General features: G+C 71.6%; 13 protein-coding genes. 7 read left to right on the top strand and 6 right to left on the bottom strand.

What is annotated here, in order from left to right; all coding sequences use genetic code 11:
* Nucleotides 1-81: 81 nt before the first annotated feature.
* Both BIU91_RS09315 and BIU91_RS09320 read right to left on the bottom strand, forming a co-directional pair.
* Complete coding sequence (locus BIU91_RS09315) at nucleotides 82-669, bottom strand: TetR/AcrR family transcriptional regulator (RefSeq protein ID WP_071405192.1); 588 nt, start codon at nucleotides 667-669, stop codon at nucleotides 82-84.
* A 76-nt stretch (nucleotides 670-745) separates the two neighbouring features.
* Entirely contained in the window at nucleotides 746-2,920 is a 2,175-nt protein-coding gene (locus BIU91_RS09320) for an MDR family MFS transporter (protein WP_071405193.1), read from the bottom strand.
* 96 nt (nucleotides 2,921-3,016) lie between these two features.
* On the opposite strand from BIU91_RS09320, the gene BIU91_RS18895 reads away from it, so the two are divergent.
* The 3 genes from BIU91_RS18895 (at nucleotide 3,017) to BIU91_RS09335 (ending at nucleotide 7,039) form a co-directional block, all read left to right on the top strand.
* Nucleotides 3,017-3,481: a MarR family winged helix-turn-helix transcriptional regulator gene (locus BIU91_RS18895; protein WP_071405194.1), complete on the top strand. Its 465-nt coding sequence runs from the start codon at nucleotides 3,017-3,019 to the stop codon at nucleotides 3,479-3,481.
* Nucleotides 3,482-3,572: 91 nt separating this feature from the next.
* Complete coding sequence (locus tag BIU91_RS09330) at nucleotides 3,573-5,381, top strand: DEAD/DEAH box helicase (protein WP_071245939.1); 1,809 nt, start codon at nucleotides 3,573-3,575, stop codon at nucleotides 5,379-5,381.
* Nucleotides 5,382-5,701: 320 nt separating this feature from the next.
* Nucleotides 5,702-7,039 (top strand): fibronectin type III domain-containing protein, encoded by a 1,338-nt coding sequence (locus BIU91_RS09335; RefSeq protein ID WP_071405195.1) that lies wholly within the window; start codon nucleotides 5,702-5,704, stop codon nucleotides 7,037-7,039.
* Nucleotides 7,040-7,184: 145 nt separating this feature from the next.
* Here BIU91_RS09335 and BIU91_RS09340 read toward each other — a convergent pair whose 3' ends face one another.
* Nucleotides 7,185-8,108, bottom strand: a complete 924-nt coding sequence (locus tag BIU91_RS09340) for an NAD-dependent epimerase/dehydratase family protein (protein WP_071405196.1) — start codon at nucleotides 8,106-8,108, stop codon at nucleotides 7,185-7,187.
* Nucleotides 8,109-8,230: 122 nt separating this feature from the next.
* Between BIU91_RS09340 and BIU91_RS09345 the strand changes: the two genes are divergently transcribed.
* The 4 genes from BIU91_RS09345 (at nucleotide 8,231) to opgC (ending at nucleotide 14,174) form a co-directional block, all read left to right on the top strand.
* A complete protein-coding gene (locus BIU91_RS09345; protein WP_071405197.1) occupies nucleotides 8,231-9,016 on the top strand; it encodes a TetR/AcrR family transcriptional regulator in 786 nt (261 codons plus the stop codon).
* Between the two features lie 309 nt (nucleotides 9,017-9,325).
* Nucleotides 9,326-11,281 (top strand): glycosyltransferase, encoded by a 1,956-nt coding sequence (locus BIU91_RS09350; RefSeq protein WP_253183724.1) that lies wholly within the window; start codon nucleotides 9,326-9,328, stop codon nucleotides 11,279-11,281.
* On the top strand, nucleotides 11,278-11,688 hold the full coding sequence (locus tag BIU91_RS09355) for an ATP-binding protein (RefSeq protein WP_071405198.1): 411 nt from the start codon (nucleotides 11,278-11,280) through the stop codon (nucleotides 11,686-11,688). Before BIU91_RS09350 ends, BIU91_RS09355 begins: the two co-directional genes overlap by 4 nt.
* Nucleotides 11,685-14,174, top strand: a complete 2,490-nt coding sequence (gene opgC, locus BIU91_RS09360; RefSeq protein ID WP_139196864.1) for an OpgC domain-containing protein — start codon at nucleotides 11,685-11,687, stop codon at nucleotides 14,172-14,174. The genes BIU91_RS09355 and opgC overlap by 4 nt, the downstream gene beginning before the upstream one ends.
* A gap of 82 nt (nucleotides 14,175-14,256) precedes the next feature.
* Here opgC and BIU91_RS09365 read toward each other — a convergent pair whose 3' ends face one another.
* From BIU91_RS09365 to BIU91_RS09375, 3 genes are all read right to left on the bottom strand, one after another.
* Nucleotides 14,257-15,138, bottom strand: a complete 882-nt coding sequence (locus tag BIU91_RS09365; protein ID WP_139196865.1) for a hypothetical protein — start codon at nucleotides 15,136-15,138, stop codon at nucleotides 14,257-14,259.
* Between the two features lie 114 nt (nucleotides 15,139-15,252).
* Nucleotides 15,253-15,876: a response regulator transcription factor gene (locus BIU91_RS09370; RefSeq protein ID WP_071405199.1), complete on the bottom strand. Its 624-nt coding sequence runs from the start codon at nucleotides 15,874-15,876 to the stop codon at nucleotides 15,253-15,255.
* Nucleotides 15,873-17,246, bottom strand: coding sequence for an ATP-binding protein (locus BIU91_RS09375; RefSeq protein ID WP_071405200.1), 1,374 nt, complete (start codon nucleotides 17,244-17,246; stop codon nucleotides 15,873-15,875). The genes BIU91_RS09370 and BIU91_RS09375 overlap by 4 nt, the downstream gene beginning before the upstream one ends.
* Between the last annotated feature and the right edge of the window lie 88 nt (nucleotides 17,247-17,334).

Consider the following 17,334-nt stretch of genomic DNA (forward strand, 5'->3'; position numbering starts at 1 on the left):
GAAAGCGGAAGCGGGCGTACCTGGCAGGAAGTTCCTGCCAGGTACGCCCGATTCGACCAGGTACGCCCGAAGGGCCCCGCCTCAGGAGACGAGCGCCGCCATCTCGCGCACGACGGCACGGAGCCGGTCCGCGAGCTCGTCGTTGCTCCGCACGGTCTCGCGGTGTGCCACCTCGCTGAGCGCCGACATCACCAGGGTCACCGCGGTGCGGGCGGTCTGCACGTCCGTGCGGGTGCCGACGACGCTGAGCAGGGACTGGCGCGACTCGGCCATCCACTGCATCACCATCGACGACATCTCCGGCCGGAGCACGAGCAGCTCCTTCATGCGACGGCGGTCCTGGGAGAGCGGGACGGTGGCCGCGACCAGGGCGCACAGGTCGTCGACCAGGGCACCGTCGGCCTCGGCGAACCAGGCCGCTGAGCGCTCCGGGACCTCGACCGAGTCGAGCCCGAGCGCCGCGTGCGCCTTCGACGAGAAGTAGTTGAAGAAGGTGCGGGGGGAGACGTCGGCGTCGGCGCAGATCTGCTCGACCGTGACGCCGTCGAGCCCGTGCGCGGACACCAGCGTGAGCGCTGCGTCGTGCAGTGCCTGCCGGGTCTGCTGCTTCTTCCGTTCACGCAGCGTGCACGGCTCCGTTGCCGCAGCCGCTGCCGGGGTGGTGATCACGTGGACTCCTGGTGGTTTGCGGTGTGTGGGAGGGGCGCCCGCCCGGAAAGGGGGCACGGACGGACGCCCCGGTCGGTCACCGACGGTGCGTCGGCGTGGATCCGGTCGGCACGGACCCGGTCATCGGGCCCGTGAACGAGCCGGCCTCGGCTGCGGCGGCGCCCGCCTCGGCCTCGAGCTGCGCCTCGGCGGACATGTCGGCCTGCTCCTGCAGCGCGGAACGCTGGCGCAGCGGCGGCACCCGGAAGAACCAGGTCAGCACGAACGCGAGCAGGATGACGCCGAGACCGACCCAGTAGATCGTCACGGACGAGGCGTTGAAGCCCGCCATGAACGGCCGGGTCAGGCGGCTGTCGGCACCGGTCAGGAACGAGGTGTCGTTCGTGCTGGTGGCGCTGTCGCTCGTGGTGTTGCCGTCGTCGATCTTCTTCGCCAGCTCCGGGGTGAGCTCGTCGACCCAGTAGGAGCGCTGGTCGGCGTCCGCCCAGTCGACGGACACGGTGTCGCCCTGCACGCTGGCGTGCGCCCGGTCGGCGACCTGCTCGAGGGCGGACTGCTCGGCGGCCGGCGTGGCCGCGGCGACCTGCTGGTCGATGACGGTCTGCGCTGCTGCGGCGGGCACGGCACCGGCGGTGACCTGCTGCTGCACGGCCGCGGTGACCTGCTCGGTGACCGCGGCGTCGGCGGCCTGCTTCGCCTTCGCCGAGGCGGCGTCGAGCTGCGACTGCACGGTCTTCGTCAGCGGGGTGACGACGGGCGTCCAGATCTTGTCCATGGCGCCCTGGTTCGCCTTCGCGCTGGCGACGGTCGGGTTGAGCGCGGCGTCGAGTGCCGGACCGAGGTCCTTCTGGTTCGCGGTCGCGGTCAGGATGTTCGCCGGCATCACCGAGAACAGGATGGACAGCAGGACGGCGGTGCCGAGCGTGCCACCGATCTGGCGGAAGAACGTGGCGGACGACGTGGCGACGCCCATGTCACGGGCCTCGACGGAGCCCTGCGACGCCAGGGTCAGCGACTGCATGACCGAGCCGAGGCCGAGACCGATGAGGAACATGCCGATCATCAGGAACCAGAGCGGCTTGTCGATCGACATGAAGGTCAGGACGACGTAGCCGGCGGAGACGAGCGCGGTGCCGATGACCGGGAAGATCCGGTACCGGCCGACGCGGGCGACGATCTGACCGCTCGTGATCGAGGCGATCATGAGACCGCCGACGAGCGGCAGGGTCGCGAAACCGGACTCGGTCGGGGTCAGTCCGACGACGATCTGCAGGTAGAGCGGGATGGTGAGCATCGCGCCGAACATCGCGAAGCCGACCAGGAACCCGATGACGGTCGCCATCGAGAACGTGCCCGAGCGGAACAGCTTGAGCGGGATGATCGCCGCGTCGCCCATCTTCGACTCGATGAGCAGCAGACCGATCAGGCCGACGACACCGACGACGTAGCAGGCGATGGCGGCGGGGGAGCCCCAGCCCCAGATGCGGCCCTGTTCGGCGACGAGCAGGAGCGGCACGAGGGTGACGATGACGGCGGTCGCGCCCCACCAGTCGACCTTCGGCTTCGCGTCGCCGGCGCCGTGCACCTTCGGCAGGTGCAGGAACACGATGACCATGAGGAGCGCCGCGACACCGATCGGCACGTTGATCAGGAGCACCCAGCGCCAGCCCGTGATCCACAGGATCTCGGAGGAACCGGCGAGCAGACCGCCGATGAGCGGGCCGATCACGGACGAGATGCCGAAGACGGCGAGGAAGTACCCCTGGTACTTGGCGCGCTCACGCGGGGCGAGGATGTCGCCCATGATCGCGAGCGGCAGCGACATCAGCGCGCCGGCACCGATGCCCTGCACCGCACGGAAGGCGGCGAGCATGAGCATCGAGGTGGACATCGACGACAGGACGGCGCCGAGGATGAAGACGACGATGCCGAAGATGTACAGCGGGCGGCGGCCGAAGATGTCGGACAGCTTGCCGTAGATCGGCGTCGCGATCGTCGAGGTGATGAGGTACGCGGTCGTCACCCAGGCCTGCTGGTCGAGCCCGTGCAGGTCGTCGCCGATCGTGCGGATCGCCGTGCCGAACACCGTCTGGCCGAGCGAGGACAGGAACATGCCCGCCATCAGGCCGTAGATCACCAGGAGGATCTGACGGTGGGTCATCAGCGGCTGCTGGCCGGCGCCTCCGGAGGCCGCGGGGGCCTCGGCGGTGTGCCGGCCGTGCTGCACCGGGACGGGTGCGGTGGCGGTCATCGAACTCCTTTTTCTGGCTGTGAAACTTTGCAGACCGCGCAACGATACATCTGTTGCTTCCGGCAAGCAACTAAATGTGCCCGCTACGCTGAGCGCGTGACCGACGACCGGCGTACCGCCGAGCGACTCCTGCGATCCCAGCTCGACCGGCTGTGGGTCCGGCAGACCCTGCGCTCCTCGCTCATCGAGTCCCGCGGCGGCCTCGACCCGACGGCCCGCGTGATCCTGCGCGCCGTCGCCGGGCACGGCCCCGTCCGGGCGACCGCGATCGCCGACGCGACGGGGCTGTCGCGGCCGGTGATCAGCCGCCGGGTCGCCTCGCTGATCGAGGCCGAGCACCTGATCGGGTCGCCGGACCCCGCGGACGGCCGCGCCACGCTCGTCACGCTCGCGCCCGCCGGCCGACGGCTGCTCGACGAGCTGGACGCCGCCGGAGCCGAGGTGTTCGACGACCTGACGGAGGAGTTCGCCTCGGACGAGCTGCGCTCGCTCGCCGAGATGCTGACGCGACTGAACGACCGGGCGGACGCGGTCCTGGGGATCGGCACCACGCGCTCCTGACGTGACCAACACGGCGGACGGGAGGCCCGTGGCGGCGCCGCCACGGGCCTCCCGTCCCTGCGGAGCGCGCATTCGAGATACCGTTGGTGGTATGAGCACGGACACCACCCCCACCACTGAGACCCTCGACGACGGGCCCGTGGTGACGTTCGCCGATCTCGGCCTGAGCGACGCTGTGCTCAAGGCCGTCAAGGACATCGGTTACGAGACCCCTTCCGCCATCCAGGAAGCCACCATCCCCACGCTCCTCGCCGGGCGCGACGTCGTCGGCCTGGCGCAGACCGGTACCGGCAAGACCGCGGCCTTCGCGCTGCCGATCCTGTCCCGCATGGAGTCCGGCAGCAAGAAGCCCCAGGCGCTCGTGCTGTCCCCGACGCGCGAGCTCGCCCTGCAGGTGTGCGAGGCGTTCGAGCAGTTCGCGTCCCACATGAAGAACGTCCACGTCCTGCCGGTCTACGGCGGCCAGGCGTACGGCGTGCAGCTCTCCGCCCTGCGCCGCGGCGTCGACGTCATCGTCGGCACCCCCGGCCGCATCATGGACCACCTGGCGAAGGGCACGCTCGACCTGTCCGAGCTGAAGTACCTGGTGCTCGACGAGGCCGACGAGATGCTCAAGATGGGCTTCGCCGAGGACGTCGAGACGATCCTCGCCGACACCCCGGACGACAAGCAGGTCGCGCTCTTCTCGGCGACCATGCCCGCGCAGATCCGCCGCATCTCGCAGCAATACCTGACCGACCCGGCCGAGATCACCGTCAAGACCAAGACGAAGACCGCCGCGAACATCACGCAGCGCTACCTGATGGTCTCGTACCCGCAGAAGGTCGACGCGCTCACCCGCATCCTCGAGGTCGAGGACTTCGAGGGCATGATCATCTTCGTCCGCACCAAGAGCGAGACCGAGACCCTGGCCGAGAAGCTCCGTGCCCGCGGGTACGCCGCCGCCGCAATCAGTGGTGACGTCGCCCAGGCCCAGCGTGAGCGCACGGTCAACCAGCTGAAGTCGGGCAAGCTCGACATCCTGGTCGCCACCGACGTCGCCGCCCGTGGCCTCGACGTCGACCGCATCACGCACGTCGTGAACTTCGACATCCCGGTCGACATCGAGTCCTACGTGCACCGCATCGGTCGTACCGGCCGCGCCGGTCGTTCGGGTGACTCGATCAGCTTCGTCACCCCGCGTGAGCGTCGCCTGCTGTCCGCGATCGAGCGCCACACCAAGCAGCCGCTCACGCAGATGCAGCTGCCGACCATCGACGACGTCAACGAGACGCGCCTGACCCGCTTCGACGACGCGATCACCGCGGCGCTCGAGGACCAGGGCCGGATCGCGGCCTTCCGCGACGTCATCGCGCACTACGTCGAGCACCACGACGTCCCCTCGGACGACGTCGCCGCCGCCCTGGCCGTCGTGGCGCAGGGCGACTCGCCGCTGCTCCTCACCGCAGCCGACGACGCACTCCGCAGCCAGATGGAGCGCGACGCCCGTCGCAGCGAGCGCGACGAGCGTGGTGCCCGCGACGACCGTGGCGGCCGCAACGACCGCGGCGACCGTGGTGGCGACCGCGACCGTGGTGACCGCGGCGACCGTGGCCCGCGCCGTTCGCAGCCGATGTCCCCGTACCGCATCGAGGTCGGCCGTCGTCACCGCGTCGAGCCGCGCCAGATCGTCGGTGCCCTGGCCAACGAGGGCGGCCTGCGCCGTGACGACTTCGGTGCGATCCAGATCCGACCGGACTTCTCGATCGTCGAACTGCCGGCCGACATGGACCCCGGTGTGCTCGACCGCCTGACCGACACCCGGATCAGCGGCAAGCTCATCGAGATCCGTGCGGACCGCCGTGGTGGTGGCCGCCGCGACGACCGCGACGACCGTCCGGAGCGCAAGCCGCGCTACTGAGACGCGCCGCGTCCGAGACGCGACCCCCTTTCTGACGGGAGGCCCGGTGCCAGCTGGCACCGGGCCTCCCGTCCGTCGTCGGTGCGGGTCCCGTGCCCGCGAGACGCCGTCGTGTCGGCTCCACGCCGCCGAGTCGGCGAGACGCCGTCGGATTCGGCGGCGTCTCGGGAACACGACGGCGTCTGCCGGTCCGGCCATGCGGCATCTTGCGGTGCGGGGAACCGCAGATCCGACCCGCAAGCGTTCCCCTGGGGTCAGCGCGGTGCTGTGATACGTGGAGCCGTGACGCAGGGAGCCGCGGGGAAGGCAGGGGAACCATCGTGTACCGAGCACTCATCACCGCGGTCGCCGCCGCGGCGCTCGTCTTCGGAGGCGCGGTGCCGGCGACGGCGCACACCTCCTGGTCGTCGGTGCCGGGCGCGCCGACCGCCGTCCGCGTCACCGGCGACGCGGACAGTGCCACGCTGACGTGGCGCGGCCCGGAGCACGGCGCGAAGGTGACGGGCTGGAAGGTCGCCGTCGCCGCCGTCGCGAACCGCCACGACCGCCAGGTCGACCGACTCCACCCGCGCGCCCGCTCCGACCGCTTCGACGAGCTCTCGCCCGCGACCACGTACCGCTTCTCGGTGCGTGCCCTCGGCCACCGGGGGACCGGCCGCACGATCACGCTGCGTTGGACGTCACCGTCGGTGCCCGAGCCGGAGACGACGCAGTCGCTGTTCGCGCTCGACGGCAACGGTGCCGTCGTGCGGTTCGCGGACTCCGGCAGCGGTGCGAAGACCGTCGTCGCGACGGACGGCGAGGGCTTCACCGCGAACGCCGACGGTGACGTGTTCACCCCGTCGGCGGACGGCACCGAGATCCTGCGGGACCCGGCCGACGGCAGCGGGGTCTCGATCATCGCGTCCGGCCTGCACCTGACCCCGGACCTGCGCTCCGACGCCGAGGGCAACCTGTACTGGGTGGACTCGGTGACCGGTGCGGTGCAGAAGCTGTCCGTCGGCGCCTCGGCCCCGAAGGTCGTGCTGGACCTGGGTGGCAAGGCCGTCGGGAGCGATCAGCGTTTCTGGACCGTCACCCCGGACGGCAAGGTCGTCGTGCTCGGCGGAACCGTCAGCCAGCCGTACGTCAAGGGCACCGGCATCGCGCCCCGCACGTTCATCGGGCCGACCGGCACGATCGTCGGCTACCCCGCCGGCGTGCTCGCCGACTCGCACGGCAACGTCTACGTCGACATCCGATCGACCGGTGGCGCCGGGTCGTGGGTCTGGTACCAGCTCAAGCCCGGGGCGACCCAACTGACGCAGATCGAACCGCGGTACGCGTTCGAGTACGCCGCCGCGAACGCCGACGGCTTCTCGCTCCTGCAGTCGGCGCAGTTCTGCCCCGCCCCGTCGGAGTACCGGCCGGGCGGGTGCACGATCGACCGCGGCATCCCGGACAAGCTCGTGGTGGGCAGCGGCGGGACGTCGACCGTGCCGGTGACCGGGCTGACTGCCGGGTCCCGTGGCGAGCACCTGGGTGCCGTCTCGGCCGGCGGGGACGTGTTCGTCTCCGTCGACAGCGGCCCCTCGGTCGGGCTGTGGAAGGTCCCCGCTGCGGGTGGAGCTGCGCAGCAGCTCGACGCGGCGCAGTACTCGAGGCTGCTGGTGATCTGACCGGCGGTGCGAGGCGGAAGGGGGTGGGACGCAACGGCGCGTCCCACCCCCTTCCGTGTGTGGCGGCGGCGGCGGGTTGTGGCGGTGGTGGTTGTTCGGGCTGCGTCGGGTGGCAGCGGGTGGCGGCGGTGTCGGCGGCGGTGGTTCAGGCCGCGCCGGCGGCCGTCCGGCGGCACACCTCGTCCCACGGGGTCGGTTCGATGCCGAAGTGTGCCCGGCTCTCGCGGTCGTCGACCACGTACGGCGCGGTCCACTGGTAGGTCAGATCGGCCAGCTCGCGCATCATCGGCGACACGAGCCCGCCGACGCGGAACAGGGCCGCGGGCATCCGGCGCACCGGCACAGCGGGCTTCCCCGCCGCCGCGAGGACGTCGGTGAGGGCCTGGCGCTGCGTCCGCGGCGCGTTGCTCGGCACCATCCACGTGCGGCCGTGGGCGCTCTCGTCCTCGGCAGCGGCGATCAACGTCCGAGCGACGTCGAGCACGTCCGTGAAGGTGTGCGGCAGGTCGGTGCGCCCGACCATCGCCACCGCACGGCCCCGGAGCGCGGCCGGGAGCACACGCGTCACGTGGCCGTTGGCACCGATCCCGGGGCCGAGGTAGTCCGAGGCGCGGACCTCGACGGCCCGGACACGGCCGGCGTCGTGCGCGGCGAGGGCATCCGCCCACAGCGTCGCCCGGAGCACCCCCTTGTGGTCTGTGGCGGCGTCCGGCAGTCCCTCGTGCATCGGCCCGTCGACCGGGCCGTACGGGTACAGGTTCCCGGTGATGGCGTAGGTCGCCCGGGTGCGTTCGGCCGCCGTGAGCAGTGCTGCGGCGAGCGGGGGCCAGGTGCGCTCCCACTGCGTGTAGTCGCCGGGGTTCGCGCAGTTGTAGAGGATGGCTGCTCCCTCGGTGGCGCGGGAGAGGGCGTCGGCATCGGAGGCGTCGAGCGCGAGGTGCTCGACACCGGCGATGCCCGTACTGCGACCGGAGCGGGAGACGACGGTGACGCGGTCGCCCCGGACGGTCAACAGCTCCGCGACGTGCCGGCCGACGGGGCCGGCGCCGACGATGAGGTGGTGGGTCATGGTCTCCTGCTTCCTGGTTACGAGAGCACCGCTCTCGAAAACGAGCATGACGGTTCGTCGACGTGAAAGCAAGAGCAGTGCTCTCCTTTGTGTGCGCTGCTCTCCCGTGCCAGGATCGTCGGATGGCACCCACCGCCCGAGCACTCGCACGGCAGACGGTCACCGCGGACATCCTGGCCGCGGCACGCACCCGCCTGACCGACGAGGGTCCGGCCGCCCTCAGCCTGCGTGCCGTCGCCCGTGACGTCGGGATGGTCTCGTCGGCCGTGTACCGGTACTTCCCGAGCCGCGATGACCTGCTGACTGCCCTGCTCATCACCGACTACGACGAACTCGGCTCCGCGGTCGAGGCCGCCGGTGCCGCGGCCGGACCGGCTCCCGGTGCACGCTGGGTCGCGATGTGCCGGGCGATCCGCGACTGGTCGATCGCGCACCCGGGGGACTTCGCGCTGCTGTTCGGTTCGCCCGTGCCCGGTTACGCGGCGCCGCGCGAGACCGTCGTGCCCGCGACGCGGACGACGCTGGCGCTGGTGCACGTGGTCGCGGACGCCGTCGGGTCCGGCGCGCCCGGTACGTCCGGTGCTCCTGGTGCGTCCGGTGCGGCGGGCTCGTCCGTCACGTCGACGCCGGGGGCGGCCGGGAGGCCCGGATCACCCACCGCTCCTCCGGCGGCTCCCGGGGTGGCCGGTCCCGCCGTCGCGGACGGGGTCGCCACCCTGCGCTCGTTCGGCATCACCCTGCCCGACGAGGTCCTGGTCCGCACCCTGATGGCCTGGACGACGGTGTTCGGGACGATCTCGTTCGAGCTCTTCGGGCACTTCGTCGGTTCCGTGTCCGACCCGGCCGCCTACTTCGACCAGGTCATCGTGCGTCTGGCGGATGACCTGGGGTTCACCGCAACGTTCTGACGCGCGTGCTGTCCCCAGATCGGGTGCGCAGCCTGACAGAGGCCCCGCCCGTGCGGTAGACAGGTCGTCACGCCGAGGTCGTGCCCGATGACCGGAGCGGACGACCGGCACGGTGCCCTCGGGGCACCTGCCGGACGGAACCACACTCGGGCGTGTGCGACGCGGCCGGGGCTCGCGCTGGGATCAGGAGGAACGCTTGCGACGCAGCACGTCCGGCGACGCCGCGGACGGGGAGACCCGGTGACCGCGCTCGACGTCAGCCGACAGGACCGCCGCCGCCTGAGCACCGGCACCGCCCGCCGACGCCTGGTGGCCGTGCGGACGGTGGCGCTCCTGGCGTCCCTCGCCGGGGTGAACTACATCGTGTGGCGCTGGGCGGCCTCGGTGAACTGGCACTCGTGGTGGATCGCGGTGCCGCTGATCCTCGCCGAGACCTACAGCGTCATCGACTCCCTGCTCTTCGCCCTCGGGGCCTGGCGGCTCCGGGAGCGCGGCGAACCACCGGCGAAGCCGTCCACCGACGTCACCGTCGACGTCTTCATCACGACCTACAACGAGCCGATCGACCTGGTCGAGCGCACCGCCCGGGCGGCGAAGGCGATCACGCACCCGCACACCACCTGGATCCTCGACGACGGCAACCGCCCCGAGATGCGTGCGGCGGCCGACGCGCTCGGCATCGGCGTCATCACCCGCGGTGCCGACTGGGTGGACCGACCCCGGCACGCCAAGGCCGGCAACCTCAACAACGCCCTGCTCGCGACCCAGGGCGAGTTCCTGCTCATCCTCGACGCCGACCAGGTGCCCGACCCGGCGATCCTCGACCGCACCCTCGGCTACTTCAAGGACCCGAAGATGGCGCTCGTCCAGACGCCGCAGTGGTTCGAGAACGTGCCGGACGACGACCCCCTCGGCAGCCAGGCGCCGCTGTTCTACGGTCCGATCCAGCAGTCGAAGGACGGCTGGAACGCCGCGTTCTTCTGCGGGTCGAACGCCATCCTGCGACGCGAAGCGCTCATGCAGCTCGGCATCTCGCGCTACGTGGCCGAGGTCGAGGCGTCCGTGCAGCGCACCCTCGCCACCTCGCGCAAGCTCCTCGCCCGCTCCCGTGAGACCGAGACCGACCCGCGCGTGCTCGCCGCCCTCGACGACGCCGAGGCCGTGGTGGACCAGGCGCGCGAACAGGTCCGCGCCGGTGAACCCCTCGGTGACGTGACGTACGCGTTCCAGCGGGGGATCGACGCCATCGCCTTCCGGTTCGCCGCCGCCGACCTCGAGTCCGTGCGGAACGACCTGCAGGAGCTCGCGGCGATGTCGACCGACGCCAACACCTTCGCCGGTCTCGACGACGCCGCGCTCGACGTGCTCGGCCGGCGCGAGGCTTCACCGGTCGCCGCCATCGAGTCCATCGCGGTGCTCGCCCGTGCCCTCGACGTCAACCGCGACGACGAGGCGCAGCCGATCATGCCGCTGGCGACGATCTCGGTGACCGAGGACATGGCCACGGCGATGCGCCTGCACGGCCTCGGCTGGAAGTCGGCGTACCACGACGAGATCCTGGCGAAGGGCCTGGCCCCCGAGGACCTGCCGACGATGCTCGTGCAGCGACTCCGCTGGGCGCAGGGCACCATGCAGGTGTTCTTCCGCGAGAACCCCCTGATGCAGAAGGGGCTGTCGTGGGGGCAGCGGCTCATGTACTTCTCGACGATGTGGAGCTACCTGTCGGGGTTCGCCGCGATCGTCTACATCGCCGCCCCGGTGCTCTGCCTGTCGTTCGGGGTCATCCCGGTGCAGGCCTACAGCGTCGACTTCTTCGCCCGGCTCATCCCGTTCCTGGTGTTCAACCAGCTGCTGTTCTGGGTGGTGGCCGCCGGCAGACCGACCTGGCGCGGGCAGCAGTACTCGCTCGCCCTGTTCCCGGTCTGGATCGAGTCGGTGACCAGCGCGTTCCAGAACGTCTACCGGGGCAAGCCGCTCGGGTTCCGCGTCACCCCGAAGGTGCGCGATGAAACCGAGCAGAAGCCGCGGTGGGACCTGGTCAAGCCGCAGCTGTACGCCATGGGTGCCCTGGTCGCCGCCCTGGTCATGATCGGCATCCGCTACCTGACCGGCCAGGCCGAGGGGATCGCACCGCTCGTGAACACCGCGTGGGTCGTCTTCGACCTGTTCATCTTCAGCATCGTGATCCGGGCCGTCCGGTACCGCGGCCCGGCCACCCCAGCCCAGTCCGAACACGAGTCGAGCACCGCCGGAGGACCCCTGTGAGCACCGAGACCACGTTCGAGGTCGCCGCGACGCCCGACTCCCTCGACGAGGTGCAGGACCGCTTCGCCGCGTGGTGGGACGGCCTGGGCATCGACGACGTGCGGCTCCGGTTCGCACTCGAGACCGCGTTGGCCGAGGTCGCCGCGAACATCGTCGAGCACACCGTCCGCGCCGACCGGGGGACCGGGCGCCGGTACACGGTGCACCTCGAGGCCACCGACCAGGCCCTGACCGCGGTGCTGACCGACAACGGGATGCCCGTCGACATCGACCTGAGTGCCGTCACCATGGCCGACGTCGAGCAGGAGAGCGGGCGCGGTCTCGCCCTCGCCATCGCCGCGCTCGACCGCCTCGAGCACCGGCACGAGCCCGGCCACAACGTCTGGACGCTTGCGTGCGACCGGTGAAGCAGCCGGTGGTCCGTGCGGTCGCCCTCCTCGTCACGATCGCCACGCTCCTGCTCGGTGGTGCGCTGCCGGCGTCCGCGGCGTCCGTGCAGACCGCCGCCGCCGTGCAGCCGGCCGAGGGGACGACGTGGTTCGGCCCCGACCTCGACTGGGCCAGCGATTCGCCCGAAGGGTACGAGGGACGGCTCGGCGCGACGCCGTCGATGTACGGGGTCTCCGTCGACTACCCGCTCGACCGCACGGCGAAGCAGGAACTCCTCCGCTCGGCGCGTGCGGCGGCGACCCAGGGTGCGGTGCTCGTCGTGAGCCTCGAACCCGACCGCGAACTGCGGTCGCTCGACACCGCGGACACCCGCGCCGTCAACACCGTGTTCGAGGACCTGCACGACCAGTACGACACCCAGGTACTCGTCCGGTTCGCACCGCAGATGAACGGCACGTGGGTCCGCTGGGGCCAGCAGCCGACGGAGTTCGTCCGGGCGTTCCGGGCGCTCGGCACGGCCGTGCACGCGGGCACGTCGGACGCGCTCATGGTCTGGTCGCCTGGGTACGGTGCCGGCTACCCGTTCGGCGAGTCCGCCGGGCGGCTGCGGAACCTGTCCCCGGTCGACGTCGCGAAGGCGGACACGAACGGCGACGGACAGCTCACCGGTGCCGACGACCCGTACGGGCCGTACTGGCCGGGCGCCGAGGCCGTCGACTGGGTCGGGCTCTCGATGTTCTCGTACGGCAAGGGCGACCCGACCGAGGCCGCAGGTCGCGCCGTGCCGCTCACTCGCAGCGGTGAGGTCGAGTCGCGGTTCGACGAGGACTGGGGCTACGACCAGCCGCAGTCGGGCACGTTCTACGACCGGTTCGCGGTGGCCGACGACCGTCCGATGCTGCTCGACACCGGTGCCCTGTACAACCGCGAGCTGCAGGGCGACGCCGAGCTCCAGGTCAAGCGGAGCTGGTGGCGGCAGGTGCTCGCCGCCGTGCAGGAGCGCCCGCTGATCCGGGGCATGACCGTGCTCGAGGCGGAGCGACGCGAGCCCGAGGCCGGCAACCGCGTGGCCGACTGGCGGCTCACCGCGGACCCGGACGTCGCGGAGTCCTTCCGCGCCGACCTCGAGCGGTCCGGCGACTTCGCCTTCGGCCCGGTCACCGACCGCGTGACCGTGCAGCAGGGCAACGCCGCGATCTCGCAGGAGTACGAGACCGGCGGCGACCAGATGGCGTGGATCGTCTGGCTGGCCGCCGGTCTGGCGGTCGTGTTCCTGCTGAGCGGGGTGTTCGGTCGGCTGCTGCCGAGCTGGCGCTACCCCGACGACGGCAAGCCCGGCCGTGACCTGCGGCTCGACCTGTTCCGCGGGTTCATCATCCTCGCCGTGGTGATCACCCACATCGAGATCGGCGGACCGTACTCGTACCTCACGCTGCACGCCGTCGGTGCGATCACCGGCGCCGAGATGTTCGTGTTCCTGTCCGGCATGGTCCTCGGCATGACGTACCCGTTCGCCGTGAAGAAGTTCGGCGAGTGGGCGGCCGCGATCGGGGCGTGGAAGCGCGCGCGCAAGCAGTACGTCGTCACGCTCGTGGTGATCCTGGTGGTCTTCGCGCTGAGCTTCGTCCCGTTCCTGAACACCGACGCCATCACCACGTTCACCGACCGCGGCACGGGCACCGGCGGTGTCGATGCCGAGGGCCGGGTCTACGACCTGTACCCGAACGCGATGCAGCTGCTCGCCTACCCGCCGCCCTGGTACGCGATCCGGCAGTTCCTGCTGCTCGAGATGGGACCGTGGCCGTTCAACATCATGGGCCTGTTCGTGGTGCTGAGCCTGTTCATCCCGGCGTTGATCTGGGTGATCCGCCGCGGGTTCTGGTGGGTGGTCCTCGCCGCCAGCTGGGCGCTGTACGTGTTCCAGGCGCTCAACCCCGACTTCCGTCCGCTGAACTCGCAGTTCGAGGCGGTGTTCCCCCTGTTCACCTGGCAGGTGGTGTTCACCCACGGGCTCGTGCTCGGGTACTACCGGCGGCAGATCGTCGGCGCGCTCACGGGGCGTCTCGGGAAGGTCCTGGTCGGCGTGGCCGTCGGCGGGTACGCGGCGTTCCTGGTCTACGTGTGGGCCGGCGACCACTTCGGGTTCACCCCGGTGCCGTTCCCGGCGACGATGTACGAGTCCCTGTACAACACGGCGTACCAGCGGGTGGACCTGCAGTGGGGCCGCCTGGTGGACATCGCGTTCTTCGCGATCGTGTCCTACGCGATCCTCACCGTGTTCTGGAAGCCCATCGCCGCCGCCATCGGCTGGCTCTGGATCCCGCTCGGGCAGGCGAGCCTGTACGTGTTCGTCTGGCAGGTGTTCTTCGCCCTGGCGATCGCGTCGATCCCCGGTGTGCCGTGGGGCGACTTCTGGATCGGGTTCGTGGTGCACACCGCGCTGATCCTGCTGGCCTGGTACATGGTCCGCAAGAAGTTCCTGTTCTCCGTCATCCCGCGCTGACCGCGCGCACGGATGGTGAGCAGGAATGGTCGGGTCCGACGTGCGGACCCGACCATTCCTGCTCACGAAGCGAGGCAGCCGGTCACGCGATCCGCGTGCCGCCCAGCGGCGTGGGGTCCACGGGGTCCGGCGGGACCGGGAGCGACCCGCGGATCTGGTTCTGCGCCTGGCAGTCGCTGGTGCAGTTCGTCGCACCCTGCGACAGTTCGACGGCGTCCTCGCCGAGCACCCCGCCCAGACGCCCGCCGGGCTGGACCGTCCACGTGGTGGTGGTCGTGGTCTGCGAGGTCTTCGTGGCGACCTGCGGGCTGTCCTTGCCGAGGAGCATCTGGTGGGCGCCGCTGCCCGCGGACACCGCGGCGGTGCCGTCGCCGAAGTTGATCTTGCCCGTGTACGGGTTCGTGAAGTAGAACAGGCCCGCCCCGAGGGTGTGGGTGAACGTCACCGGCCCCGCGAACTCGGTCTCCATCTGGAAGATGCCGCCCTGGGCGCCGTCCTTCGCCTGGACCTTGAGCTTCCCGGCCCCCGTCGAGAAGATCGCGACGAGGGTGTCGTCCTTGACCTCGAGCGACGAGAGCTTCGTGCTGGCGAGCTGCGCGGCGGTGAGCGACGGGACCTTCGACGCGAACACCACGGTCGGCTTCGTCACCATCCGCTGGGTGTCGGCAGCGCCGGTCAGCGTGTAGTCGTACACGCCGAGGTCGGCGATCCGGATGTCGAAGCCGTTGTGCTTGCCCCGTACCGCGATCGTGCCGGCGACCGCGGTGTCGCGCACCTTGAGCTCCTTGCCCTGGGCGGGGTTGGTCGTGACCCCGTTCACGGTGACGGCGTAGTCGCCACCGGTCGAGGTCTTGCCGGACGCGTTCGCGGGGGAGACCCCGACGAGGGCAGCGGCGGCGACGGTGCCGAGGGCGATCGCGGCGACGATGCCGCTGCCGATCCTGCGTGAGCGCTGGGTGTGCATGGGTGCCTCCTGGTGGGCCTGTCTGGCCGGTACGACGATCGTCGCCGCCAGCCCGACTCCGCACCATCGGACCTTGGTACTAGTACCCGGTCAGCAGCGTGCAGCAGGGCACGGTCACCAGCCGTGGTCGCGCGCCCACAGGGCGGCGCTCGTGCGGTCCGCGACGCCGATCCGCCGGAACAGTGACCCGACGTGCACCTTCACGGTGCGCTCCGCGATGCCGAGCTCCGTGCCGATCTGCCGGTTCGACATGCCCCGGGCGATGCGGACGAGCACGTCCCGTTCCCGGGGCGGGAGCTCCGGGCTACGGTCCGCGGCGGCTCCGGCGGCTGCTCCGGGCAGGAGCGCCCGGGCCACCCGGGGGTCGATCGGCGTCTCGTCGCGCGCTGCGGCACGGACCGCCGCGACCACGTCGTCGGGCGCGGCGTCCTTGAGCAGGTAGCCCGTGGCGCCGGCTGCCAACGCGGCGCGCACCCGGTGGTCGTCCGAGAACGTCGTGACGACGAGGACCCGGACCGACGGCAGGAGCGCCCGCACCTGCCTGGTCGCCTCCACACCGCCGGCACCGGGCATCGACAGGTCCATCACGACGACGTCGGGCCGCAGCGTCGGCACGAGCGCCACCGCCGCTTCGCCGGTGGCCGCCTCGCCGACGACCTCGCAGTCGTCGGTCGTCGCGAGCACCGCGCGCAGCCCGCTCCGGACCAGCGCGTGGTCGTCGACCAGCAGGACCCTCACCGCAGGGCCTCCGCGTCGACGGGGACCTCGAGGTCCCAGGTGGTGCCGGCACCCGGAGCGGTCCGGAGCAGCAGGGACCCGCCGGTGTCCTCGGCGACCTCGCGCAGCAGGGTCGTGCCGAGGTGTCCGGTGCGGCCGCCCTCGACGACCACGGCGGGGTCGAAGCCCGCCCCGTCGTCGTGCACGACCACCCGGACCGAGCCGCCGGCCGGCGTGACCGTGACGTCCACCCGGGTCGCTTCGGCGTGCTTGACGACGTTCCAGACGGCCTCACGGACGAAGCGCACGACCGCGAGCAGCGCGGCGGGGGACGCGTCGACGGCGTCCGGCACCCGCACGGTGGTCGCGAGCCCCGCTGCACGCGCGCGGGCACAGGCGTCGTCGAGGGCGGCACCGAGTCCCTCGGGCGTCGGAGCCGCCGGCCGGATCGTCGCCATCGAGGTCCGCAGCGACGACACCGCACCCCGGAGCACGGTGGCGGCGTCGCGCGTGGCGGGATCGGCACCGAGGGACAGTGCGAGTCCGGCGACGTCCTGCACCGGTCCGTCGTGCAGTTCGGCGGCCATCCGTCGGCGTTCCGCGGCCTCGGCGTCGAGCGCGCGACCGAGCAGCCGCTCCCGCAGGCGCTGCCCGGAACGGATCCGCAGCAGCAACCCGAGCAGTAGCGGCACCAGGAGCGCGAGCACCACCGCCACCGTGCCGAACGCCAGGACGGCGAACGACCGTCGCAGGTCCGCGGCGCGCGCGAGCACCTGGTCGTACGGCTGGTACGCCTCGAACAGCAGCGCCTCGCCGGACGGCGTGTGCACCGCCTGGTACGCCTCGAGCAGCGGCCCGTGCCCGCGCTCGTAGCGGTTCTCCGGCTCGGTCAGGTCGGACACCTCGGCGTCGGAGCGGTCCGACTCCAGCGCCTCCTGGTCCTCGTCGGACAGCGGGAAGCGCTCGCCGACCAGTCGACGTTCGTCCGACCAGAGCACCGTGCCGTCGGCCGCCCAGAGCTTCATCCGGACCGCCGATCCGGCGCGCAGCTCACCGGCCACCGCGTCGTCCAGGCGCGTCCGTGCGGCGTTCCGGTCGACGGCGGACCGGGACGGGTCGGCGACCGCGTCGAGCAGTGCGGGTTCGACCACGACCCGTGCGAGCGCCGCGGTGTCGCTGGTCGCGTCACGGACGGCGAACGACTCCGCGATGCGCTGCGCCACCAGGGTGCCGGCGGTCGCGACCGCGGCGCCGCCGACGACCGCGGCGAGCACGACGCCGACCAGGACGAGCCGCCAGGGCGTCCGGCCGGTCCTCCGGCGCGGGTCGGCCGCGACGAGCACGACCGGCTCCGCCGCCGTGTCACTGTCCGACGACCGTTGTCCGTGCACCCGGACACCGTAACCGGCGGCGTCCCTGCCGGGCGCGCGCGGGGCCCGGATCGCCGCAGAACGCAGGACCGGAGGCCCGTGGCGGCGC

This window comes from Curtobacterium sp. MMLR14_002 (assembly GCF_001864975.1).
In the GTDB taxonomy this organism is placed as follows: domain Bacteria; phylum Actinomycetota; class Actinomycetes; order Actinomycetales; family Microbacteriaceae; genus Curtobacterium; species Curtobacterium flaccumfaciens.

Excerpts from the sequence above, each read along its gene's own strand:
- BIU91_RS09320 (WP_071405193.1), bottom strand. The coding sequence starts at position 2,920 with ATGACCGCCACCGCACCCGTCCCGGTGCAGCACGGCCGGCACACCGCC.
- BIU91_RS09330 (WP_071245939.1), top strand. The coding sequence starts at position 3,573 with ATGAGCACGGACACCACCCCCACCACTGAGACCCTCGACGACGGGCCC.
- BIU91_RS09340 (WP_071405196.1), bottom strand. The coding sequence starts at position 8,108 with ATGACCCACCACCTCATCGTCGGCGCCGGCCCCGTCGGCCGGCACGTC.
- BIU91_RS09345 (WP_071405197.1), top strand. The coding sequence starts at position 8,231 with ATGGCACCCACCGCCCGAGCACTCGCACGGCAGACGGTCACCGCGGAC.
- BIU91_RS09365 (WP_139196865.1), bottom strand. The coding sequence starts at position 15,138 with ATGCACACCCAGCGCTCACGCAGGATCGGCAGCGGCATCGTCGCCGCG.